The sequence below is a fragment of the Gillisia hiemivivida genome, from assembly GCF_007997295.1.
Taxonomy (GTDB): Bacteria; Bacteroidota; Bacteroidia; order Flavobacteriales; family Flavobacteriaceae; genus Gillisia; species Gillisia hiemivivida.
The window spans coordinates 242,228-265,318 of the sequence record NZ_VORY01000001.1 but is presented as its reverse complement, the minus strand read 5'-3'; the positions used below and the strand labels follow the sequence as shown (position 1 = coordinate 265,318).

Sequence of the window (23,091 nt, the reverse complement as noted above, 5' to 3'; positions counted from 1 at the left end):
ATGACGGGATTAGACAATAAAAAAGAGCCTCCTAATTGGAAGCTCTTCTTATATTTTAACTTTAAACTGAAGAGTTAGATTACCATTCTTTCTTCCTCAACATTACTTTCAAGGATTTCTTCTTCTGGAGTTACAAATACATTTCTCTCTGAGTATGTGGTAATTTCCCCAGTTTTTGTATTTGTGTACTCGTAGGGATCAACTTGTACCTTTTTAATAGTTCCTGGGATGCTTGTTCCTACTAATGACTTACAAGTAGCTTCATCAAATGTGCTTGATACTTGAGCTGTTTTTGCTGTAAAATAGATTTGTCCTGTTTCTTTACTTTTAACAGTCTCCAATCCACCTTGTACAATTAATGCATTAAAGTTCCCTCCGTCTTCTTTTTCATAAGACTTGTAATTGATAATCGTAACCATGGTTTTATCGATTTAAATTAATATTAAACGAGAGACTATCCTCCCAAGGCTCTAACTGAGTAGGGGTTGACAGCCCATAGGGCGGTTTAGATTCTTTTATAAAAAACTTTGGAAGGAGAAAATAATTTACCTTAAATGAATTGGCGGTGGCGCGGGTATGTCCAGTTTAAAAGGAGGATAGGGGGGTATGTTTTAGATTATAGCGCATTCTCACTGAAATCTTCCATAAAAATTTTATAAAAAATTTAGGAACAAAATTTTCAATTTAAACTTGACGTCAAATTGTCAACTTTTATTGTTGATTTCTTTCACTCTATTTTAACAGGAGAGATTGGATAAGACAAAAAGAAGCGTTAAAATTGTATATGGAATTCATTCTCCCCTACTACTCTGTAATTCCTTCATATAATTAATAAACACCCAACAATAAATGTCCTTCCAAAAAGTACTAGATAAGTATCGTGAATTTTCATTTTCAGAGCGAGATAAAGGTGATAGGTTTGAACGTTTAATTCAAGCATATCTGCAAACAGATCCCACATACTCAAATACCTTAAAATATGTTTGGATGTGGAATGAGTTCCCTGGAAAGAAAGATTTTGGAGGAAAGGACACAGGGATAGATTTAGTTGCCTTAACTATAGATGGTGATTATTGGGCTATACAATGCAAGTGCTATAAAGAGACTGGGCGAATTGATAAAGCAGAAGTAGATTCTTTTCTTTCCACATCAAGCAGGCATTTTAAAAATGACCAGTTACAAACTATTGGGTTTGAAAAAAGAATTTGGGTTTCTACTACTAATAATTGGAGTAGTAATGCCGAAGAAACAATAAGAAACCAAAATCCCCCAGTTACAAGAATTAATCTTACAGATTTAGAACAAGCTCCAGTTGACTGGGGAACACTTGAAAAAGGTATTACAGGTGATCTAGCAAGAACTACTAAGAAGATTTTAAGGCAACATCAAACGGATGCTCTTAATAAAACTCATGATCATTTTTTAGAAAATGATAGAGGAAAATTAATAATGGCTTGTGGTACGGGTAAAACTTTTACTTCCTTGCGTATTGCAGAAAATGAAACAAATAATAGTGGCTTAGTGTTGTTTTTAGTTCCATCTATCGCATTATTAGGACAAACACTACGTGAATGGTCTTCCGACGCTAATGAACCTATTAAACCTATTTGTATTTGTTCAGATTCTAGGATTACCAGACAAAGTGGTAATAATGATGACGATGATTTTAGTGTAGTAGATTTAGCTTTTCCTGCTTCTACAGATGTAAAGAGCGTAATAAAGCAATTTAAAGGCATAGATAGAACATCAAAAAAAGGAATGACAGTTGTCTTTTCAACATATCAATCTATAGATGTAATTGCTAATGCCCAACGTCATTTATTAAACGAAAAGAATAACAATGCTATTTTTGACTTAATCATATGTGATGAAGCTCACAGAACTACAGGAGTTACATTAGCTGGCAATGATGAATCTTCATTTGTTAAAGTCCATGATAATGAATTCTTGCAAGCTAATAAGAGGATTTACATGACTGCTACTCCTCGTCTATTTAGTGATGATTCTAAATCCAAAGCAGATCAGAATGACGCTACCATTTGTTCAATGGATGATCCTGAAAAATACGGTGAGGAGATGTATCGTATTGGTTTTGGCGAAGCTGTAGAGAGAGGTTTATTAGCTGATTATAAGGTTTTGGTTCTAACATTAAGTGAAAATGATATACCACCAGCAGTTCAAAAAATGGTGTCTAATTCAGAAAATGAAATTAACTCTGATGATGCTTCTAAATTAATTGGATGCTTAAATGCATTATCTAAACAGGTGCTAGGCGACAATGGGTTAATAAAAGATAGTGATCCGGAACCAATGAAAAGGGCAGTCGCATTCTGCCAAAATATTAAGATTTCAAAAAAAATAACTAGCACATTTAATGATACTTCAGATGTTTATTTAGATTCTGTTGCTCCAAAGCAAAGGGAGAAGTTAGTACGTGTTTCATCAAATCATATAGATGGAAGTATGAACGCTCCTCAACGTGATCAATTATTAGGTTGGCTAAAATCACAATCTGCAGATTCCAATGAATGCAGGGTTTTAACCAATGTACGCTGTTTAAGTGAAGGCGTAGATGTACCATCATTAGATGCTGTATTATTCCTCTCCGCACGTAATTCTCAGGTAGATGTAGTTCAATCTGTTGGAAGAGTAATGCGTAAAGCTCCAGGAAAGAAATATGGTTATATTATTATTCCTGTAGTTGTACCATCAGATGTAGAACCTTCAAAAGCATTAGATGATAACGATAGATTTAGAGTTGTTTGGTCTGTTCTAAATGCATTACGTGCTCATGATGATAGATTTAATGCTACAGTAAATAAGATCGATTTAAACAAAAAGAAACCTAACAATATATTAATTGGTGGAGTTCCTAGGTTAGATGTAGATGGGAATGTTGTTAATGAACCAAATGAAAAATATGGCGATGTTAATGACCAATTAGCTATACAATTTGAACAATTGCAATCTATCGTTTATGCTAAAATGGTTCAAAAAGTTGGTGACAGAGTTTATTGGGAAAAATGGGCGAAAGATGTAGCAAAAATTGCTGAGAATCAAGTCGCACGAATTAGAGTACTTATAGAAAATTCTCCTGAGCATGAAGAAGCATTTGAAAAGTTTCTAACAGGTCTAAGAAAAAACATAAATCCTTCGATTTCAAAAGAACAAGCAATTGATATGCTATCACAGCATATTATTACCAAACCAGTATTTGAAGCATTATTCGATGGATATTCTTTTGTAAAAAATAATGCTATCTCCACATCTATGCAATCCATGCTGGATGTATTAGAAGATCAATCTTTAGATAAAGACACAGAAACGCTAGATAAATTCTACCAATCTGTTAAGAAACGTGCAGAAGGAATAGATAATGCAGAAGGAAAACAACGTATTATTATAGAGCTATACGATAAATTCTTTAAAACAGCTTTCCCAAAAATGGTGGAACAACTGGGAATTGTATATACCCCTGTAGAAGTTGTAGATTTTATTATTCACTCAGTTAACGATGTATTACAAAAGGAATTTGATCGCTCAATTTCAGATGAAAATGTTCACATTCTTGATCCATTTACTGGAACAGGTACCTTTATTACACGTTTATTACAAAGTGGGTTAATAAAGAAGGAAGACCTCAAAAGAAAGTATACCCAAGAATTGCACGCTAATGAAATTGTATTATTAGCCTATTACATTGCAGCTGTAAATATTGAAAATGCTTACCACGATCAAATAGAACAAGAGGAGACTGAATACACACCTTTTGATGGTATTGTATTAACAGACACTTTTCAATTAGGTGAAACCAATGAGAGTGAAAAATTGTTTTCAGAAATGTTTCCTCAAAATTCAAAACGGGTACAAGCACAGCAAAAAGCTCCGTTAAGAGTAATTATTGGAAATCCGCCTTATTCAAAAGGTCAAAAATCTTCTAATGATAATGCTCAAAATCAATCCTACACATTTTTAGATAATAAAATCGCAAAAACTTATGTAGCTCTATCAGAAGCGACAAACAGCAATGCTGTTTATGATTCTTATTTAAAAGCATTTAGGTGGAGTACCGATAGATTAGATCCTATAAATGGAGGAATAATAGCATTTATTAGTAATGGAACTTGGTTAGATGGAAATAGTACCGATGGTTTTCGTAAATCATTAGAGAAAGAGTTCTCGTCTATTTACATATTTAATTTAAGAGGTAATCAACGTACCTCTGGTGAGTTATCTCGTAAAGAAGGAGGTAAAATATTTGGATCTGGGTCACGTACGCCTATTTCAATAACCTTATTAATTAAAAATCCTCATAGCGCTAAAAAGGCGAAAATCTACTATCACGATATTGGTGATTATTTGAATAGAGAAGAAAAATTAAAAATAGTTTCAGATTATAAATCAATAAATAATATAAAATGGAAAGAGTTAATACCAAATGAACAAGGAGATTGGGTTAATCAAAGAAATGAATCGTTTGAAGAGTTTATAGAAATTGCACCAGAGAAGAAAATGGATTCATCCTCAAAATCTTACTTTGTTAATTATTCTTTAGGGCTAGCTACAGGACGCGATGTTTGGGTTTATAATTTCTCATATTTAAATTTAGGAAAACAAATCAAAAAGCATATTAATCATTACAACAGCGTAGTAGATGAATTTGTGTTTTCACAAAAATCAAATAACAAAACTAATTATGAGGACTATATAGTTACTAATTTAAAAAAAATCAGCTGGAATAGGAATCTGAAAAATGACTTAAAAAAAACATATAAACATACATTTAATCAAAATCGGGTTTATCAAGGTCAGTATAGACCTTATGTAAAGTCTAATTTATATTTTGAAAAAGACTTGAACGCAATGTTATATCAAAATTTAAAACTTTTCCCAGAGTCAAATATTGAAAACTTAACAATTTGTGTTTCAGGTATAGGCGGTAATAAAACAAATACGGCAATAATGAGCAATACCATAACAGATTTGAATTGTTTAGATGCTGGTACACAATGTTTCCCATTATATTATTACGAAGAAAAAGAACAAGTACAGGGCAGTTTATTTGATGCATCAAGTGAGTCTAAATACATTCGTAGAGATGGAGTAAGTGATTTTATTTTAGAGCGTGCTATTAAACAATATGGAAAATCAGTAGAAAAAGCGGATATTTTCTATTATGTATATGGGATTTTACATAGTCAAGATTATAAAGAAACCTTTTCTAACGATCTTAAAAAAATGCTACCTCGTATCCCCTTGGTAGATAAACCAAAAGATTTTTGGTCATTTAGTAAAGCTGGTCGCCAATTAGCAGATTTGCACATCAATTATGAGGATGTGGAACCATACCAAGGTCTAGAAGTGGAAATGCCAAAAGACCAATTACAAATAGATGATTATGAATTGTATAAAGTAACTAAACTACGTTTTCCTAAAAAAGACCAAAAAGGAACTATTCTCTACAATAGCAGAATTAAGATTAGTAATATTCCAGAGAAGGCTTATGATTATATTGTAAATGGTAAAAGTGCAATAGATTGGATAATGGATAGATATCAAGTAAAAATTGATAAAAAGTCTGGAATTAAAAATGATCCTAATGACTGGAGCAAAGAGGTAGAAAATCCAAGATATATACTTGATCTTATTTTAAGTGTTATTAATGTAAGTGTGCAAACTGTGGATATTGTTAATGCGTTACCAGCATTGAAGTTTGAGGAAGAAGAAGTGGAAGAAGAAAGCAAAATAGAAACACTTAACTCTAACTAAAAATCACCAGACTTTGAAAGATCCATCTCTCAATGCAGGACCAAGAGCCGAAAATGGCTTTGCACTACAACGAAATTCAGCCTTGTATCTTTTAATGGAAAACTACCATTCTAAATTTAGAGATGAAAAATTTTTTATATGCTTGGAACACCACGATGATTTTCTTTTCGTTTTCCTTGATGACAAAGAAGATGTGGCTTACATTGAGGCTTACCAATCCAAGAAAAAGTCACCTGATAAGTGGACAATAAACCAAGAAATGTCTGCTATTATTGGGAAGCTTTTAAGCACGGGAGTAAATCTAATAAATGACTCTATTCCCAAATCTGAAGATTATTCCCACTGTTTATTTTTTTCATCAAATTCCTCCATTAAATTAAAGGAAGGAGCGATTAATATTTCGATTGATGAGGAGAGTCTTTCTGTTGCTTATAAGAGCCTTGATGACAAGTTAAAAGATAAAATTAGATCTAAACTTAAAGAAGATCTTAGTGGTAATTTTACAACAGAGTTGGAAGGTGAATTACATAATTTACATTTTCATTATATTGTTCTCACTCGTACAGACAAAGAACAACAAAATCAGCTGATAGGAAAGATAGAAGAAGTTTTTGAAGATTCAGTTTCTAATCCAAGAGCTGCCCTAATAACAATTTTACATCTATTTAGAAACATTGAAACAATTTACAACCAAGGTAACACTGCGAAACTATTAGATAAATCAAAAAGGGTTCATAGTGATGATATTAATAAAGTTTTCAGTCTGATAACTACACAATCTAAGGCATTTGACTTTTGGAGAGATGAATCAAAATCTATTTCACGGATTTTAAACATTAAACCCTTTGAAAGGGATCAATTTAAGATGAGTTTTGAATCAGCATTCGACTTGTTCAAAAGTTTGGAACAAGTCCAACATCAAAGAGTTTTAAAATTTGTGAAAGAAAATTATCTCAAATGTATTACAACGCAAGAAGAAGAAAATGTAAAGGAATTGTTTGATATGATAAGATCTGAGACGTCTATTCCTTTTGATGATCTTAATCTGAAGGCAACTATTTACGCTGCATATTTCGAAGCAATTCATAAACAAAAGAATAATGAACAATAAATTAGAGTTTAAAAGATTTTTCGCTTATTCAGAAGAAAAACATAAATCTTTTTATACAGAATTCATAAATGGAAGCAACATAATTTATGGAAAGAACACTTCTGGAAAAAGTACTTTAATTCATGCTTTGCTTTACACCTTCGGAATTAATGACGAGAAAGGAAAACTTTCGGATCTATTAAAGGAGAATGTGATATTCAGAATTGATATCATACTACATTCAAATACAGCTGAAAATATTACTATAGTAAGAGAAGATGAGACCATTATAATTTCAAGAGAAAATAAACCCAGGAAGAAATTTATTGGAATTAGCGGTAATAGATCCGAAGAACATAAATCTTTAAAACATTATTTAGGAGAAATATTTGATTTTAATCTCCATTTGGAGAGTTCTGGGAAGTATCAACAGGCACCAATCGAAGCTATGTTTCTTCCATATTATATCGCTCAGGATGTGGGATGGGTTTATCGTCATAAATCTTTTAGAGGACTAGATTTTATCAAAAATTTCAAAAGAGACTTTTTTGATTACTACTTAGGAATTGTAAACGACTACGATAGAAACCAAAAAAATGAATTAGATAAAGCTAAAGAAAAACTTAAAAATGAAATTGAATTTCTAACCAATATTGAAAGCCAAGATCTTGAAATTAAGTTGTCAAAACTTAAAGATGAAAAATATGTAACTAAGTCTTTAGATTATTTGAAGATTTACAAAGAAAATAAAGAAGCTCTTATTGTATTAGAAAAAGATTATCTCATAACCCACAATAAGCTAGCATTGCTTGAAAATAGAAAAAATGTTCTTTTTAGAGTGAGAAAGGCACTTAAAAATCAAGATCCAATCGAAGATGATTGTCCAACTTGTCATCAGGAATTACCTGAAAGTTTAGAAAAAATTTATGAATATCATCAAGATTATTTAGATACAGAGGATCAAATTGAAGAGAATAAACGAGTGATAAATAAGCTCAAAACCACATCTGGCAAAATCAATTCACTGAATAGAGATATTGCAAAGTATAAGGAGATTATTGCCAAAGATTACGCTACTTTAGAAAACTATAACCTAAACGATTTATCACTTAATACCTGGATCGAGAATAAAGTAAACATTCAATTTTCAAGCAATGTAACTTCTAAAATCGGTGAGAAAACAATAGAGTTAAAGGAAATAGAAAAAAAATTAGAAATATTTAAAACTGATGATGAAATTGAAGATGAAAGAAAATTAAATAGTTCAGTTTTCCGTACTTTATTCAAGAGGAATTTAAAAGAACTGAAGGTTAAAGAATTTGACGATCATAGGTTTTTAAGACTCTATGAAATTCCTGCCTTTCCTCGGCAAGGAGTGGAATTATTGAAAACACTTCTAGCTTATAATTTCGCATTTAATAATTTAATAAAAGATACTGAAGGAATTCACAGGTTTCCATTTTTGTTGGATGCCATTTTCGAAGGAGATTTAGAAGCTGATAGTAAAGATATTATACTCAAGTTTATAGGTAAATATAAACCTACAGATACACAACTCTTTGTTTCCATAGCAGATTCCAAGAAAAATAAAATCTCAGTTAACGATTATAATACAAAGTACTTTAATGGAAAAGCTAATTTAATTTGTATTGGTAATAATAAACTTGAAAGAGCTTTTCTTAGCGATCATGAAAGCAAGTTTGATGAATATCTAAATGAAACCTTTGATCTTCTTATTGAAACTGATTAGAAGGAAAAATATTTAAAAGTTGACGTCAAGTTGTCAAGTTGTCAAGTTTTTCCTGTCAAGCACAAATCTATTAATAGATAACCTATATTTATCTAAAAAGATAAATTTTTGTTTTTATTAGTAGCTATTTAACAATTCCCTCAATTTAATGTTAGCATTTTCTGAAAATATTGAAAACGTAATAATTGATAAATTTGATTCTGCTAAAGAATCAATTATAATTGTTGTTGCCTGGTTTACTAGTCCAATGATTATTAATTCCCTAATTGATATAAAAAGATATAAAAATATTGAAATAGAGATTTTAGTAGATGATAATTTCACAAATGAAAAATACTTTTTTGAAAGATTTTCAGCAATATTATATAAAGAAGGAATCAAGGTTAGGAAACAAAAATTTAAGGGCTTCAACCATAATAAGTTTTCAATAATTGATAATCAAAAAATTATAATTGGATCATATAATTATACCAAAAGAGCATCTAAAAATAAAGAAACAATAGTAATTCTCGAGAGTAAAGAAATTGCATCATACTTTACAAGAATATTTAAATTTTTTACAGTTGACAATTATATAGACCAAAATATTGAAATACTATTTGAGAATTTTGAGTTTGCAAATAGAATTATTTCGACATATTACCCTTTTAACAAAAAAACTTTAAATAAGATAAAAGATAAAATTGAAATTGGAGCTTGCTATACTTACCCCAATGGTATATATGATGAAATATATTATCGGCCAGGGTTAATTTTTAACCCAAAATATATTCATCATAACGAGTTGAAGAATCAAAAGAAATATAAAATTTCTATGAAAGATATTGATTCTAACTTTTCTCAAGAATTTTCACTCCCTGTAAAGAAGGAAACAATAATTAATTTCCAAACTAATGAGATAAACAATTTCAACCTTTCAATACTAAATGAATACTCCCTTTACCATGAGGTTGACATTGATTACGATCAATATTCGGATGATGCTTTAAAAAATGAAATTGCTATTAAGTTATTTTACAAAAGAAAATTTGAACAAACATTTTCTAAATCAGAATTAGAAAAGATAATAAACGACAATATTGATTTAATTAAAGAGGATTATATATGGGCCAATAATTTCATGCCATTTTTAAATGATCGCATCATATTAGATTTGTACAATTAAGTTCAGCCAACATCAATTAGAAGCAAATAGCGTACAATTTGAGGAAATGTCCTATTTTAGTCATCAAAGAAAAAGTGGCAACATTAAAAAATACTTTTATCACTAATTTTATAATAGAAAACCTGACGTCAAGATGTCAAATTAAAAGTCAAAAAAATACCCTCTACAAAATAATAGAGGGTTTAATATTTCTGATTTTTTAATATAATCTATTTGATTTTTATTCTATTATTAAGTTGTTTTAATTCTACACTATTTAAGTCATTAGTGGTTAAATTAACTATAAAACTTTTTTGCTTATAAAGGAATACAATTGAAGTATTATTAAACTTATTTCCTGAGTAGGTTAAATAGGATTTAATTTTTAATGCCTTTTGACCATTTGCTAAGATTATTGATTCCGTACTTTCTCCATTTGAAATAGCATTCTGCTTTGCAGCTTGTAAAAAGCTATTCTTAAAGCTCTGCAACTGTTTTCCTTGAAAATTATTCATTTCTTCAAATAAGTTTTGAACTGTTACAGAATATTGAAATATTGTTTCATCAATATTTTGTAATACACAACTGTAATTATTTTGATTTCCCAAATTACGTGTATATTCTAGCTCACAAGGTGTATTAATAGTTAGTCCTTCTATTTTATTATCAGTTTGACTAATGGCAATAAAAGGAAATAAAATTCCAAGTAATAATATTTTTTTCATAATGATGGATTAAAATTTTAGCTTATTTGAAAGGTTAAGCAATTAATTATTGTAAAAAAACTTGACAAGTTGACGTTAGCTCTTTAAGTCAAAAAATCCCCCATACATATAAATATATGGGAGAGTATAAGTTCTATATTTTGTTATAAAATTCGTCCATCAAGTTATCCCAATCTGCATTAGAAGGCGTTCTTTCTAATCGTCTATCTAATTCATTAAATACTGTTTGAAAACTAGCATCTGGTAACGTACCACAATCTAAAATATCATTGTCTGTCAGTATAAACAGTTTGGGCTCATGAATTCTTCCAGACAGATGCATAAATAGCCATCTTGATAAACTATCCTCTTCAATACCCAGAATTATAAAATTGTTACTACAAATCACACTCCCTTCATGATTTTTGAAAACATCTCCCAAATTATTAGAAATAAATAATAGCTTACCTCTATTTTTATCAAGTTCAACAGTAATTGGTTTTAATGAAGTGGTAAGAGATTTAAAGATACAAGTATAATCCTCTATTATAAGATTAACACCTGTTTTAGAACTCACAAACTCCTTCAGCAACTTCAAGAACTCGTTAAAATATAGAGTAGTGTCAGCGCTTTTAATCTTCTCTAAAGATCCTAGAGCTTTTTGATTCATGCTAAATTCATAGAGAATTTCTGCAAATTCATTTCTATCAGTTTCAGAATTTGATTTATTAATTTCAACCTCTTTAGTTATTGGAGGGGTTTGGTAAGTCTTTTTTGTAGTGGGTGTAGGTTTTGTCTCTTTTGGGTTTCCTCTAGCTTTATCAATCAAAAAGCCTATTAGCCAACCCCAAAAAACTCCATTTACAACTCCTACTAAAATTAACATTCCAATATCGTCATCATTGGAGCCTCCTGTTAAAGCAACAGTTAATATTGGAGAAATAATGGCGCCAATCCACCATGAGTAATTTGCTACTTTCATATTTGATTATTTATAAATTGATTTTTGAATAGGTGAGAATAGGTATTATTAAAATAATTAGTGTTAGAATACAACCAGACTTTTTGCTTTGAAAATTCTTTCTTGGGGTATTAACTTTTTTTCTGGTAAAATCCATTACAAGTTGGGCATGTTTAGGATTAGCATTGTGTTTATTCATAACTCCTGCGATTACACTCTTCCATTCGCTGACATCTAAATCTTCATAGATTTTATCGCCAGTTGTTTTAGCTTTTTCAATTAGCCCTTTAAATGTTGCAAATGAAACATATACAAAATCTTCATGTTTATTGAGGTCTATGTAAATATCTCCTAATTTATTACCGTAAACAACGTAGGACATACCATGTGAGAGAACATTAGAAGAGCTTTTACACTGAGTTAAATCTGTAGTGTCCTTCATTTGATTCATAGCTTGGACGTAATTGGGGTATGCTTTTTTTAATTCCATGTATTAAGATTGATTAATTAGTTAAAAATAGGCAAATATGCCTATAATATAAAGGTGCAGCTCCACGACTTTTAATTTGTGGAATATTTAAATGAAAAAGAGTTTTTAATAGCATTTGGTAAAAACCTTAGAAAGGCTAGAAAATCCAAAGGATTTACCCAATCGCAATTAGCCAACGATATTGGCATAGAAATCTCTCAAATCAGTAGAATTGAAAGAGGGATAATAAACACATCTGTAGGGAATGTAAATGCTATCTCTAGAGCATTACGGGTAGATATTCAGGAATTATTTAACCTAATTAAAAACTAAATATAGGTAAATTAATAAAAAGTCCAATATAAAACTGGACGTCTCATTTAATTTTTATCCAATTTTACAGAAAGCTTACTCATTTCCATTCCTACTTTTTTTTGTAAAATCTTTCCATAATAATCTTGAGTTATTTGAATACTAGAATGCCCTAACAATTCACTAACTATTTCGATAGACACATCATTAAATAGTAGAACGGTTGTAGCAAAGGTTCTTCTCGCAACATGGTGAGTCAGATTAAGTTCGATCCCTATAATTACGGCAATCTCCTTCAAATATGCATTAATCTTTTGATTGCTGTATGAGGGAAATATCAACTCTTTGTCACTAGAATATTTTTTAATGATTTTTTTAGGTTTTACTAAAAGAGGTACTGATATCATCTTCCCTGTTTTTTCCCGTTTAATCTTTATCCATAATTCACCATCGAAATTTTTGATGATATTAATTTTATGTAATTCTTTCATTTCACGGTAGGCTAACCCAGTATAGCAACAAAAAATAAAAAGATCTCGTACTAACTCCAAGCGAGGTAGTTGAAACTCATAAGTTTCTAATTTTTCCAATTCCAATTCACTAAGAAATGTCAGCTCCTTTTTAGCCCTTTTTGACTTATGAAGCATGAAAGGATCAGAAGTGATTAAACCTTCCGCAAAAGCTACTCTAACTACCCTTCTGAGACGTTGTAAAGCCTTATTAATAGTTATTTGCTTATGTCCCTTCTCAATTTTTAAGTAATGATCAAAATCTTCTAAAAAATGAAGTTTTAATTCTTCTAGTAAAATATCATTCTTTTGAAATTTAGCACGAATAAACTTTTTAAGATCATTTCTAATGTATTCAAACTTTTTGTAAGTGGACTCCTTTAACTCCTTACCAATTAAGGAATTTAATTTCTTTAAATAGATGTTATAAAATGAAATTAAGTAAACTTTATTCTGCTCAGGTTTATTAAAATATTTTAGAGCAATATCCTCCACAGTAAAAATGTCGTTTTCTAGCTGTACTGAGATATATGATTTTTGAAGTTTACTGCGAATTACCTCTATATTGGAATTTAGTAATGAGGAGTCTTTCTGCAATTGTAATTTAGAATTCCACTTCTTTGGGTCTACCATAAAACCAGATGCAAATTCTTTACGTTTCTTATCAAATGTAATTCTACATTTTAATGGGCATAGACCTTTACGGTTTAGCTTTGCCAGATTGGCAACAAATAAAATTGATAGTTTTGATTGATTCATACCAATTGGTTTTTAAGTTAAACAATTGGCATACTCTCGGATATGAAAAAATGGGAACCCAGATTTTAAAAGTGGGAACCTTTTTCTACACCTTATTTTGGGTATAGGAACCCAAATCTGATATTTTTAGTTTTTTATACAAAACAGGAAAAATGTTATAGATCCTGTTATAGCGGTGGCTATAAAGCAAAAAAACCAGCCTCGTTAAAGACTGGTTTACTTAATTTGCTCCTCCTCTTGGGCTCGAACCAAGGACCCTCTGATTAACAGTCAGATGCTCTAACCAACTGAGCTAAGGAGGAAACTGTACTTTATAATTCTTTAAGAACGTTTTTCTTTTTAAAGATCCTAACTCTTAATCTGGACCTGCAGTAGAGACTTAAATATTTCTCTTTTGCGGTTGCAAATATAAATCAATTTTTAAATGCCTACAAAACAAAAAACGACTTTTTTTTGCTAATTTTTGATAAAAATTTTTGGCTACTTTTTACTAGATAGCTATTATTCGAACAACCAGCGATATAAATCGTTTCCATTAGCAAACAATACCAATGCGATCAATAAAAAGAACCCAAACATTTGAGCATATTCCATGAATTTCTCATTCGGAGTTTTTCCTGAAATAATCTCATAAAGCAAGAACACCACATGTCCACCATCTAATGCTGGAATTGGCAAGATATTCATGAACGCTAATATGATAGAAATTAAAGCCGTTGCCAACCAGAAGCCTTTCCAGTCCCAAGCATCCGGGAACAAGCCTCCAATTGCCCCAAAACCACCAACCTGAGTTGCCCCTTTAGCAGTAAATACATATTTAAATTGTGCTACATAGTCATGAAGTGTCCAATACCCATAACTAAAGCCTTCTTCAATACTTTCACCAAAATCATATTCTCTGGTTTGTACATTAAAATCACGCCTTGAAGAAACGCCAAGCATTCCATCTTCATCTGGAGTTACCATTACGCTCATAATATCTCCATCTCTTTTAAAGACAACTTCTACTTCTTTTTCTTTGTTTTCAGCAGTGATTGGCGCTAATTCGTGCCAGTATCCAATTTCCTGCTTATTTATAGAGATCAAACTATCTCCTTTCTTCAATCCTGCTTTAGATGCTGCAAGGTCTGCAACAACCGTATCCAAAACTGCATTTTGAATAGGCACGAAAGGTTGCATCACCCCTTCTTGAAACATTTTAGAACCTATATCTTCAGGAATAGAAATTGTTTCTTCTTCTCCCGATTGATGAATTACGGTGATATTTTTGACATCACGCATAAACAGGAATCTGTTTACCTCTACACTGTTTTGGAATTCCTCTCCGTTAACAGAAAGTATTCTATCTCCATCTTCAAATCCAAATTCCTTGAACTCGTCTGCAACAGCAAATCCTTGTGGCATATCGTCTGGACCTACAAAAGAGCTTCCCCAAACAAATAATACCATCATATAAATAAGGAAACCAAGAACCAAGTTAACAGTAACTCCACCCAACATAATAATTAAACGTTGCCAAGCCGGCTTACTTCTAAATTCCCAAGGCTTTGGAGGAAGCGCCATTTGCTCCTTGTCCATACTCTCATCTATCATTCCGGATATTTTTACATATCCACCAAGTGGTAACCAACCTAATCCATATTCGGTTCCACCTATTTTTTTCTTGAAAAGCGCAAACTTCACATCGAAAAACAAGTAGAATTTCTCTACTCTGGTTTTAAATAACTTGGCTGGTATAAAGTGTCCAAACTCGTGTAAAACGATTAATAAGGATAAACTAAGAAGTAACTGTATTGCTTTTATTAAAAATGGATCCATTCTCTCTGCTTCAAATTTGAAATCGCACAAAAGTAACCTTTTAATAGCTCCTAAAAAAGTATAAATAGCTACTGAAATGTCCGCCTAAAAAATTTTAGTACTTCCCTTGCACGTATTTAGTTAGAAGGCTTTAATTTTGTATTAAATCATTTCTAATGCTTCAGTTTTTCTCTAAATACAAGCCCCTTGCCATAGTGATGGCAATTCTTTCAATTATAATTATTTCTAGCATTTATACTTTGCTGAAACCGGAGAAAAAATTACCTGTCTTTCAACCAGATATGGTGAATTCAGAATTAGTAGATACTACGGTTCAGTTTGTGAGGAAATATCACAAGATTGCCGACTTCAATCTACAGAATCAGAATGGAGAAACAATCACGCAAGACACTTATAAGGACAAAATTTACGTAGCAGATTTCTTCTTTACAACCTGCCTTACAATTTGCCCAATCATGACTGGGCATATGCTAGATATTCAGGAACGTTTAAAAGACGATCCAGATGTGCTATTGCTTTCTCACACTGTAATTCCAGTGGCAGACAGTGTGCCTCAGCTTAAAAAGTATGCCTTGGAAAAAGGAGTGAATGATGCTAAATGGAATTTAGTTACGGGGGATAAAAAGCAGATCTATGAATTGGCAAGAAAGTCTTATCTAGCCACTAAAAGTGATGGGGATGGCGGCCCTTACGATATGATACATACCGAAAACTTTATCCTGGTAGACAAAGAGAAAAGAATCCGTGGTTTTTATGATGGCACCAATGCAGAAGCTATAGATGATCTCTTGGATGATATTGAAATTTTAAAAGCTGAATACTAGCGATTATACTTTTTCTTCCTAAACTTTTCTAAGACTTTTTTTTAAGTTATTTTTGCCTTGTTTAAAATCAATCTAAATAATAATGAAGCTAACTGTTGCTCATTTACAGCGTGGTCAACGAGGGATCATCAAAGAATTTATCGTAGATAAAATTCCTTTGAAACTCTTAGAAATGGGCTGCTTACCAGGAAATTTAGTAGAGTTGGTGCAAACCGCCCCTTTTAGAGATCCTATGTATTTGAACATTAACGGGAGCCATTTGGCAATTCGCAAAGAGACTGCGTTGCTTATAGAAATAGAATTAATATAATACTATGGGGAAACAGATTAATGTTTCGTTAATTGGAAACCCAAATACTGGTAAAACTTCTGTTTTCAATCAACTTACTGGTTTAAACCAGCAAGTTGGGAACTACCCGGGAATTACGGTAGAGAAAAAATCGGGAGTCTGTAAACTTCCCCGAGGCTTAAAAGCACATATTTTAGATCTCCCCGGAACCTACAGTTTAAATGCATCTTCCTTAGATGAGAATGTGGTTATAGAACTCTTATTGAATAAAAACGATAGGGACTTCCCAGACGTTGCAGTCGTAATAAGCGATGTAGAAAACCTTAAAAGAAATCTACTTCTATTTACCCAAATAAAAGACCTTGAAATACCTACCATTCTTGTTATCAATATGGCAGATAGAATGGTGCGTAAAGGAATATCATTGGATATTGGCATTTTAGAAGCTAAATTAAATACAAAGATCGCACTTGTAAGTGCCAGAAAAAATACCGGAATAGAGGAACTAAAAGAAATGATCCTTAATTACCGCCAAATTTCTACTGAACCTTGCTTGCATGCCTCCATTATGGACCCTGAGTATTTTGGAAGATTAAGAAAGGCATTTCCAAATCAGTCTTTATACAAACTCTGGTTAGTTATCACACAAGATGTAAATTTTGGGAATGTAAACAGACATTCTTTAGATAATGGTAATAGCTTTCACACTAAAAGCAATAGTGACCTTAAAAGGCTTCAGCAAAAAGAAACCATTCTAAGGTATCAGTTTATAAATGGATTATTGAAAGAAGGTTTAAAAGTAGATCTAAAATCTGCAACGGACCTTAGAATTAGATTAGATAGGATCTTAACCCACCGAGTTTGGGGATATGTGATCTTTTTTATGGTCTTGTTACTCATTTTTCAGGCTATCTATAATTGGTCCAGCTACCCTATGGATTTTATAGATTCCACATTTGCATCATTAAGCGAATGGACAAAAAACATGATGCCCGCGGGACCTTTTACCAATCTTATTTCTGAAGGAATTATTCCGGGACTAGGCGGAATTGTAATTTTTATTCCGCAGATCGCGTTTTTATTCTTCTTTATATCCTTACTAGAAGAAAGCGGCTATATGAGCCGAGTGGTTTTCTTGATGGATAGAATTATGCGAAGGTTTGGACTTAGCGGCAAAAGTGTAGTGCCTTTAGTATCTGGTACCGCATGTGCAATTCCAGCTGTAATGGCCGCAAGGAACATCGAAAATTGGAAAGAGCGACTTATCACCATTCTGGTGGTTCCTTTTACAACATGCTCCGCTCGACTACCTGTTTATTTAATTATAATTGCTTTGGTAATCCCAGACGAAAGTTTCCTAGGCTTTAATTTACAAGGATTAACATTAATGCTCTTGTACCTACTTGGTTTTGGTACAGCCCTTGTTTCCGCTTGGATTCTCAACAAGATTTTGAAGATAAAGAGTAAAAGCTATTTTGTGATTGAAATGCCTAACTATAAGCTACCAATGGTCAAGAATGTAGCGATCAATGTGGTAGAGAAAACAAAGTCTTTTGTACTTGGTGCGGGGAAAATAATACTTGCTATCTCCATTATATTATGGGTTTTAGCAAGTTATGGGCCTGGAGATTCTTTTAATAATGCTGAAGAAATTGTAACTTCTACCTATAATGCTGAAGCTGATCTAGATTCTGATTTAGAAGAAGAAATAGCCTCTTATAAATTGGAGCATTCTTATATAGGAATTCTCGGAAGAGGGATTGAACCTGCAGTAACACCTTTAGGTTACGACTGGAAAATAGGAATTGCTATTGTGAGTTCTTTTGCAGCTCGTGAGGTTTTTGTAGGAACCTTAGCAACTATCTATAGCGTGGGAAGCGATGAGCAAGAAACCATTAAGAATAGAATGGCTGCAGAAGTGAATCCCATCTTAGGTGGCCCATTATTCACTTTTGCCAGCGGAATAAGTTTATTATTATTCTATGCCTTTGCCATGCAATGTATGAGCACCTTAGCAATTGTGAAAAAAGAAACAAACAGTTGGAAATGGCCCATTTTACAACTGGTAATTATGAGCGCATTTGCCTACGTAGTGGCATTAATTGCTTTTCAGCTTTTAAAATAGTGTAAGAATTTAAATATAAACCGACTTAAATAAGTATTATGGACGTATTACAAAACATACTAGTATTTATCACCTTTTTGATCTCTGTTGGATATGTGATCACAAAATTTGTGTGGAAGCCAGCCTTTTTAAAAAGTAAAAAGGAATCTGAGAAAGAATGTGGCGTTTCAGGTTGTGGATGCAGCTAATTCCTGATTTATTTTTCTACCTTTTTATTCAATTGAATTTTTAGACAGTATTCTGAATCTTTAATTTTATGACTAGAAACTGGATAAGGAATTAGATCTAGAGCTTTTAAAGAATAAATATCTTCCAGACCTAAAAAGCTAAGATCAATTTTGTTTTGGGCATTTAGCGTTACTATTTTCTCTTCAATTAGTTTTCCGTTTTCTAGAATAGCGAGCATTACTTTCGCTTCTCCGGCCCAAACACAGGTAACATCTTTGGGACATCTTGAATCTGAGATCACTTTTTTGAACTGAATAGATTTGTTTTCAAAAGAGAACAGCTCACTAGCATTAATTTCTGCATAAAATTGAACAATAGAATCGTTTTCTTGAGCATATGAAGAAACCATTATCAAAGAAAACACAAGAACCAAACAATATTTCATAACCAATTTTATTTTAAAGACTGTAATTAAAACTGGCTGTTGCAAATTTTAGCCCAAACCAACATCTAAAGTCATCATAACTATAAATCCTCCTATAAATCCCATAGTTGCAATGTCGGTAAATCTTTCCTGCTGAGATTCAGGAATCACTTCCTCCACCACTACAAAAATCATAGCCCCGGCTGCAAACGATAAAGCATAAGGTAAAATTGGTTCAAAAGTTAATACTGCCCAAGCCCCAAGCACTGCGGCTATAGGCTCTACCGCCGCTGAAAGTTGTCCGAAATTAAAACTTTTCCATTTGCTAAGGCCCTGCCGGCGTAAGGGCATTGCTACTGCGAAACCTTCTGGGAAATTCTGTAGTCCAATCCCTATAGCGAGTGCCACAGCACCTCCAATACTAGCACCTTCAATACCGGCTGCAGCAGCTCCAAACAGCACTCCCACGGCTAATCCTTCAGGAATATTATGCAATGTAATGGCTAGGGTTAATAAAGTAGATTTATGCCAAGGGGTTTTAATACCTTCCTTTTCATCCATTTTAAAATTTACATGCAAATGGGGAAGAACTTTATCGAGACCAAAAAGAAAAAAAGCTCCCAGGGTAAAACCCACAACAGCAGGAATAACTTTAACAAAACCTTCTCCGGGACTCATTTCAATTCCCGGAGCCAGTAAACTCCAAAAACTGGCGGCAACCATAACTCCACCAGTAAAACCAAGCATTCCATCAAAAAAAGCTCTATTCATCTTATTAAAGAAAAACACTAAAGAAGCGCCAAGTGCAGTAACCCCCCAAGTAAAAAGTGTTGCATAAAGTGCCGCTAAAATTGGATTTAAACTTTCCATGTAAGCAATAATAGTTTCCATCATAATCTAAGAGGTTTTTATATATAAATTACTCGAGATCACATTAGAGATCTTAAGCTCCTTTCCGTTTAAATTTATAAGCATAGACTGGTCAAAAGACTCCTTTTCAAGGATCACTATTAATTGTCCTAATGCAATGTTATTCTTGTCTAAATATTGAAGGAATTCTGGTGAAGAATCTTTTACTCCAATACAAATTCCAGACTCTCCTTTCTTCAATTCGGCTAACAACACCTTATTGGAGGTTACAAAATTTCCTTTTGAATCCGGAATAGGATCCCCGTGAGGATCCCGTTTCGGAAAATCTAGAAATCTATCAAGTTCTTTTATTAATTTATCAGATTTAATATGCTCCAGTTGTTCTGCCACTTCGTGTACTTCATCCCAGGCAAATCCCAGTTTATCAACCAAGAAAACCTCCCAAAGACGATGTTTTCTAATTACTTCTACAGCAGTTTCTCTACCAAACTTACTAAGCTTAACACCCTGATATTTTTTATAAGCCACCAATTTTTTCTCAGATAGTCGCTTTATCATATCTGTTACCGAAGAAGCTTTCGTACTCATTTCTTCTGCCAAAGCGTTAGTACTAACCCCTGTTGGATATGACCTTTCCAAATGAAAGATCGCTTTTAAATAATTTTCTTCAGAGAGACTGAACATAATCCTAATTTATTTTGATCAAAAATACATTTTTATTTTAAATAAAAGCTTTTTTAGACTCATCTAAATAATATTTGTAAATTTGTAAAAAATAATTTTATGAGATATCTGATATATTTAGAGCTTTTTTTGTTCGGAGGCAATGCTTTTGCGCAATCCGGAGAACTTTCCGGAATTGTTTCATCTAAAGATGGACCGGTAATCTATGCGAATATTTATATACAAGATCTAAATTTAGGAACTACCTCAAATGAATCCGGGAGCTATTTTTTGAAAAACATTCCAGAAGGCACCCATATATTGCAGATAAGTGCTGTAGGATACGAGGCTAAAAAAAAGGAAATATCAATAAGCCCCAACCAAAAAGTACTAATAGATTTCCAGATGGAAATTACCTCCAGTGAACTTTCTGAAGTTTTAATTATAGATGAGCAATCCGGCTTAGCCCTACGCACGCCTTACAATGTTTCCTCAATTAGTATGGCAGGAATTGAAAATAAGGGAAACCCAAACGGTATGATGGGAATCCTGAGGGAAGTTCCGGGAATTTACGGAGCAGAATTCGGCCAGGGAATTGTAAAACCATTTATTCGCGGACTTGGATTTTCACGAATTGTAACTATCTATCAGGGTAATAAACTCGAAAATCACCAGTGGGGAGCAGATCACGGATTGGGGATCAACGATCTTGGGATAAAAAGTGTGGATGTTATAAAAGGTCCCGCATCGGTTTTATATGGATCTGGCGCTTTGGGCGGGGTTTTGCTTTCAAAAGATGATGATTTTTATCTAAATTCTACAAAATTTGCTGGGAATGCCGGCACTACATTCAACAGTATTTCCAATGGAATAAGAACATATGGTTCTTTGGGAAAATCCTATAAAAATGACATGTTTTTCGCTATTAATGCCGCTTATGAAACGCACGCCGATTATAAAAACGGCGATGGGAGAATTATAGGTAACAGCAGATTCAATACTCAAACGATTCGGTTGCATACCGGGATTGAAAAAGAGAGTTTTCAGAATAAGTTGTCATTTACCTACAACAATCAAAATCTGGGAATTATTAGTGATGAGGAAATGGATGCATCTAAATCGCTTGCAACTACCAGGAATGACATGGATATGCAATTGCCCTTTCAGGAGGTGGAAGATTTCCTGATCTCCTACAATCAGGGAACTCAAAGCGAGACTCTGGAGAGTTTTGTTCATCTCTCCTATCATTTTAATGACAGGAAGGAAATTGAGACCGAACCCAATCTAGTAGATCTTGGATTGATGCAGCATCATACATTCTACAATTTCAGACTGCGGTTTCCGAAGGGAAAAGTCAAACATAGTATTGGAACCCAGGGCAGTTTTAAACAAAATAATAATCTGGAGACTGCTCAAAAATTTCTTATCCCGAATGCACGAACTTTTGAAAGCGGTATTTATTATCTAAGTAGTCTAAAACTTGAATCTGTTTTTTTACAGGGGGCGCTAAGGTATGATTATAGATCCGTTACCGCCGATGCGACATCGGCATCTTTGGTGGCTTATAATTTTATCCTGCCCGGAAATCCTGAAAACCGCAAACTCACAAAAACATTCAGCGGATTTACAGGCTCACTTGGGATGACCACTAAATTTGATAAAAAAAACACGCTCAAATTAAATTTTTCGACCGGGTTCAGAGCCCCGGATCTTGCAGAGTTATTTTCCAATGGCCCCCATCCCGGAACCAGCAGGTTTGAAAAAGGCAATGAAAATTTTGGAAGGGAACAAAGTTTTCAGGCAGATGCGAATTACAGTTATAGAAATAAAGATTTTCAGGGTCAAGTCTCAATTTTTGGTAGCCGGATCAACAACTATATCTTTTTTGCTTCTACCAATGAAGTACGGGAAGAAGATGGTCTCGAAATATGGTCTTATCTCCAAACCGATGCCGATTTTTACGGAATGGAGTTCGATTTAAAACACAGCTGGTTGAAAAGCAACCGAATGGAAACCACTATTTCAGGAGCCATTGTAAGAGCATCTGAAAGTGGATCGAATGAAAACATAAGTTTTATCCCTCCCAATAATTATAATGTTGAAATAAGCTATTTTACCCTTCAGGATAGATCGCTTTATCTATTTTCAAAATTAAGGCTTATTGATACTCAAGAAAGGCTTGGTTTTAATGAGGAGAAAACCCCGGGATATGTGCTGCTAAATTTGGGTGCAAGCAAAAAAATCAATCTGGAAAAAACCAATATTGAAATTGGAATCACCGTGTATAATGCGCTAAACAAAACCTATGTAGATCATATGTCCATTCTCAGGGCCTTTAATGTGAGCAGTCCCGGTAGAAATTTAATGTTGAACCTTAATTATAGCTTTTAATCCAGCAGCGTGTTTATTCCCAAATGCCCAAAGGGAAATGGAATGCATCAAG

Annotated in this window: 19 protein-coding genes and 1 tRNA gene; 10 read left to right on the top strand and 10 right to left on the bottom strand. The window is 32.9% G+C overall.

Going from position 1 to position 23,091, the window contains the following annotated elements; translation table 11 throughout:
* Positions 1–74: 74 nt before the first annotated feature.
* A complete protein-coding gene (locus ES724_RS01175; RefSeq protein ID WP_146928431.1) occupies positions 75–419 on the bottom strand; it encodes a hypothetical protein in 345 nt (114 codons plus the stop codon).
* 430 nt (positions 420–849) lie between these two features.
* Between ES724_RS01175 and ES724_RS01170 the strand changes: the two genes are divergently transcribed.
* From ES724_RS01170 to ES724_RS01155, 4 genes are all read left to right on the top strand, one after another.
* A complete protein-coding gene (locus ES724_RS01170) occupies positions 850–5,769 on the top strand; it encodes a DEAD/DEAH box helicase (RefSeq protein ID WP_146928428.1) in 4,920 nt (1,639 codons plus the stop codon).
* Positions 5,770–5,782: 13 nt separating this feature from the next.
* On the top strand, positions 5,783–6,880 hold the full coding sequence (locus tag ES724_RS01165; protein ID WP_146928425.1) for a dsDNA nuclease domain-containing protein: 1,098 nt from the start codon (positions 5,783–5,785) through the stop codon (positions 6,878–6,880).
* Positions 6,870–8,609, top strand: a complete 1,740-nt coding sequence (locus ES724_RS01160; protein ID WP_146928422.1) for a hypothetical protein — start codon at positions 6,870–6,872, stop codon at positions 8,607–8,609. Before ES724_RS01165 ends, ES724_RS01160 begins: the two co-directional genes overlap by 11 nt.
* 148 nt (positions 8,610–8,757) lie before the next feature.
* Positions 8,758–9,774, top strand: a complete 1,017-nt coding sequence (locus tag ES724_RS01155) for a phospholipase D-like domain-containing protein (RefSeq protein WP_146928419.1) — start codon at positions 8,758–8,760, stop codon at positions 9,772–9,774.
* Positions 9,775–9,983: 209 nt separating this feature from the next.
* Here ES724_RS01155 and ES724_RS01150 read toward each other — a convergent pair whose 3' ends face one another.
* From ES724_RS01150 to ES724_RS01140, 3 genes are all read right to left on the bottom strand, one after another.
* Entirely contained in the window at positions 9,984–10,478 is a 495-nt protein-coding gene (locus ES724_RS01150) for a BAR domain-containing protein (RefSeq protein ID WP_146928416.1), read from the bottom strand.
* A 133-nt stretch (positions 10,479–10,611) separates the two neighbouring features.
* A complete protein-coding gene (locus tag ES724_RS01145) occupies positions 10,612–11,439 on the bottom strand; it encodes a hypothetical protein (RefSeq protein WP_146928413.1) in 828 nt (275 codons plus the stop codon).
* A 10-nt stretch (positions 11,440–11,449) separates the two neighbouring features.
* Positions 11,450–11,908, bottom strand: a complete 459-nt coding sequence (locus ES724_RS01140) for a hypothetical protein (protein ID WP_146928410.1) — start codon at positions 11,906–11,908, stop codon at positions 11,450–11,452.
* A gap of 78 nt (positions 11,909–11,986) precedes the next feature.
* Here ES724_RS01140 and ES724_RS01135 point away from each other — a divergent pair, with 78 nt between their 5' ends.
* Entirely contained in the window at positions 11,987–12,220 is a 234-nt protein-coding gene (locus ES724_RS01135; protein WP_146928407.1) for a helix-turn-helix domain-containing protein, read from the top strand.
* A gap of 47 nt (positions 12,221–12,267) precedes the next feature.
* Here ES724_RS01135 and ES724_RS01130 read toward each other — a convergent pair whose 3' ends face one another.
* The 3 genes from ES724_RS01130 to rseP form a co-directional block, all read right to left on the bottom strand.
* The gene (locus ES724_RS01130) at positions 12,268–13,467 is read right to left on the bottom strand and encodes a site-specific integrase (protein ID WP_146928404.1); all 1,200 of its coding nucleotides are present in this window, start codon (positions 13,465–13,467) and stop codon (positions 12,268–12,270) included.
* 228 nt (positions 13,468–13,695) lie between these two features.
* Positions 13,696–13,769, bottom strand: a tRNA-Asn gene (locus ES724_RS01125).
* 199 nt (positions 13,770–13,968) lie between these two features.
* Entirely contained in the window at positions 13,969–15,285 is a 1,317-nt protein-coding gene (rseP, locus tag ES724_RS01120) for an RIP metalloprotease RseP (protein ID WP_146928977.1), read from the bottom strand.
* A 155-nt stretch (positions 15,286–15,440) separates the two neighbouring features.
* Between rseP and ES724_RS01115 the strand changes: the two genes are divergently transcribed.
* The 4 genes from ES724_RS01115 (at position 15,441) to ES724_RS16440 (ending at position 18,711) form a co-directional block, all read left to right on the top strand.
* Positions 15,441–16,109 (top strand): SCO family protein, encoded by a 669-nt coding sequence (locus tag ES724_RS01115; RefSeq protein WP_146928402.1) that lies wholly within the window; start codon positions 15,441–15,443, stop codon positions 16,107–16,109.
* Positions 16,110–16,191: 82 nt separating this feature from the next.
* Positions 16,192–16,419: a FeoA family protein gene (locus tag ES724_RS01110; protein ID WP_026837059.1), complete on the top strand. Its 228-nt coding sequence runs from the start codon at positions 16,192–16,194 to the stop codon at positions 16,417–16,419.
* Between the two features lie 4 nt (positions 16,420–16,423).
* Positions 16,424–18,523 (top strand): ferrous iron transport protein B, encoded by a 2,100-nt coding sequence (gene feoB / locus ES724_RS01105; protein ID WP_146928400.1) that lies wholly within the window; start codon positions 16,424–16,426, stop codon positions 18,521–18,523.
* 38 nt (positions 18,524–18,561) lie between these two features.
* Positions 18,562–18,711, top strand: coding sequence for a hypothetical protein (locus ES724_RS16440; protein ID WP_170249828.1), 150 nt, complete (start codon positions 18,562–18,564; stop codon positions 18,709–18,711).
* Between the two features lie 8 nt (positions 18,712–18,719).
* Here the strand turns inward: ES724_RS16440 and ES724_RS01100 are convergent, their stop codons facing one another.
* The 3 genes from ES724_RS01100 to ES724_RS01090 are packed head-to-tail and all read right to left on the bottom strand — an operon-like array spanning position 18,720 to position 20,669.
* On the bottom strand, positions 18,720–19,136 hold the full coding sequence (locus ES724_RS01100) for a hypothetical protein (protein ID WP_146928398.1): 417 nt from the start codon (positions 19,134–19,136) through the stop codon (positions 18,720–18,722).
* Between the two features lie 48 nt (positions 19,137–19,184).
* Positions 19,185–20,006 carry a ZIP family metal transporter gene (locus ES724_RS01095; protein WP_146928974.1) on the bottom strand — a complete coding sequence of 274 codons (822 nt, stop codon included), beginning with the start codon at positions 20,004–20,006 and terminating at the stop codon, positions 19,185–19,187.
* Positions 20,007–20,012: 6 nt separating this feature from the next.
* Positions 20,013–20,669, bottom strand: coding sequence for a metal-dependent transcriptional regulator (locus ES724_RS01090; protein WP_146928396.1), 657 nt, complete (start codon positions 20,667–20,669; stop codon positions 20,013–20,015).
* A 99-nt stretch (positions 20,670–20,768) separates the two neighbouring features.
* On the opposite strand from ES724_RS01090, the gene ES724_RS01085 reads away from it, so the two are divergent.
* A complete protein-coding gene (locus ES724_RS01085; protein WP_146928394.1) occupies positions 20,769–23,039 on the top strand; it encodes a TonB-dependent receptor in 2,271 nt (756 codons plus the stop codon).
* The last annotated feature ends 52 nt before the right edge of the window (positions 23,040–23,091 follow it).

Bases quoted from the DNA above. Each gene is read 5' to 3' on its own strand.
- ES724_RS01085 (WP_146928394.1), top strand. From the start codon at position 20,769: ATGAGATATCTGATATATTTAGAGCTTTTTTTGTTCGGAGGCAATGCT.
- ES724_RS01115 (WP_146928402.1), top strand. From the start codon at position 15,441: ATGCTTCAGTTTTTCTCTAAATACAAGCCCCTTGCCATAGTGATGGCA.
- rseP (WP_146928977.1), bottom strand. From the start codon at position 15,285: ATGGATCCATTTTTAATAAAAGCAATACAGTTACTTCTTAGTTTATCC.
- feoB (WP_146928400.1), top strand. From the start codon at position 16,424: ATGGGGAAACAGATTAATGTTTCGTTAATTGGAAACCCAAATACTGGT.
- ES724_RS01160 (WP_146928422.1), top strand. From the start codon at position 6,870: ATGAACAATAAATTAGAGTTTAAAAGATTTTTCGCTTATTCAGAAGAA.
- ES724_RS01175 (WP_146928431.1), bottom strand. From the start codon at position 419: ATGGTTACGATTATCAATTACAAGTCTTATGAAAAAGAAGACGGAGGG.
- ES724_RS01110 (WP_026837059.1), top strand. From the start codon at position 16,192: ATGAAGCTAACTGTTGCTCATTTACAGCGTGGTCAACGAGGGATCATC.
- ES724_RS01095 (WP_146928974.1), bottom strand. From the start codon at position 20,006: ATGGAAACTATTATTGCTTACATGGAAAGTTTAAATCCAATTTTAGCG.
- ES724_RS16440 (WP_170249828.1), top strand. From the start codon at position 18,562: ATGGACGTATTACAAAACATACTAGTATTTATCACCTTTTTGATCTCT.
- ES724_RS01130 (WP_146928404.1), bottom strand. From the start codon at position 13,467: ATGAATCAATCAAAACTATCAATTTTATTTGTTGCCAATCTGGCAAAG.
- ES724_RS01140 (WP_146928410.1), bottom strand. From the start codon at position 11,908: ATGGAATTAAAAAAAGCATACCCCAATTACGTCCAAGCTATGAATCAA.
- ES724_RS01100 (WP_146928398.1), bottom strand. From the start codon at position 19,136: ATGAAATATTGTTTGGTTCTTGTGTTTTCTTTGATAATGGTTTCTTCA.
- ES724_RS01150 (WP_146928416.1), bottom strand. From the start codon at position 10,478: ATGAAAAAAATATTATTACTTGGAATTTTATTTCCTTTTATTGCCATT.
- ES724_RS01155 (WP_146928419.1), top strand. From the start codon at position 8,758: ATGTTAGCATTTTCTGAAAATATTGAAAACGTAATAATTGATAAATTT.
- ES724_RS01090 (WP_146928396.1), bottom strand. From the start codon at position 20,669: ATGTTCAGTCTCTCTGAAGAAAATTATTTAAAAGCGATCTTTCATTTG.
- ES724_RS01170 (WP_146928428.1), top strand. From the start codon at position 850: ATGTCCTTCCAAAAAGTACTAGATAAGTATCGTGAATTTTCATTTTCA.
- ES724_RS01145 (WP_146928413.1), bottom strand. From the start codon at position 11,439: ATGAAAGTAGCAAATTACTCATGGTGGATTGGCGCCATTATTTCTCCA.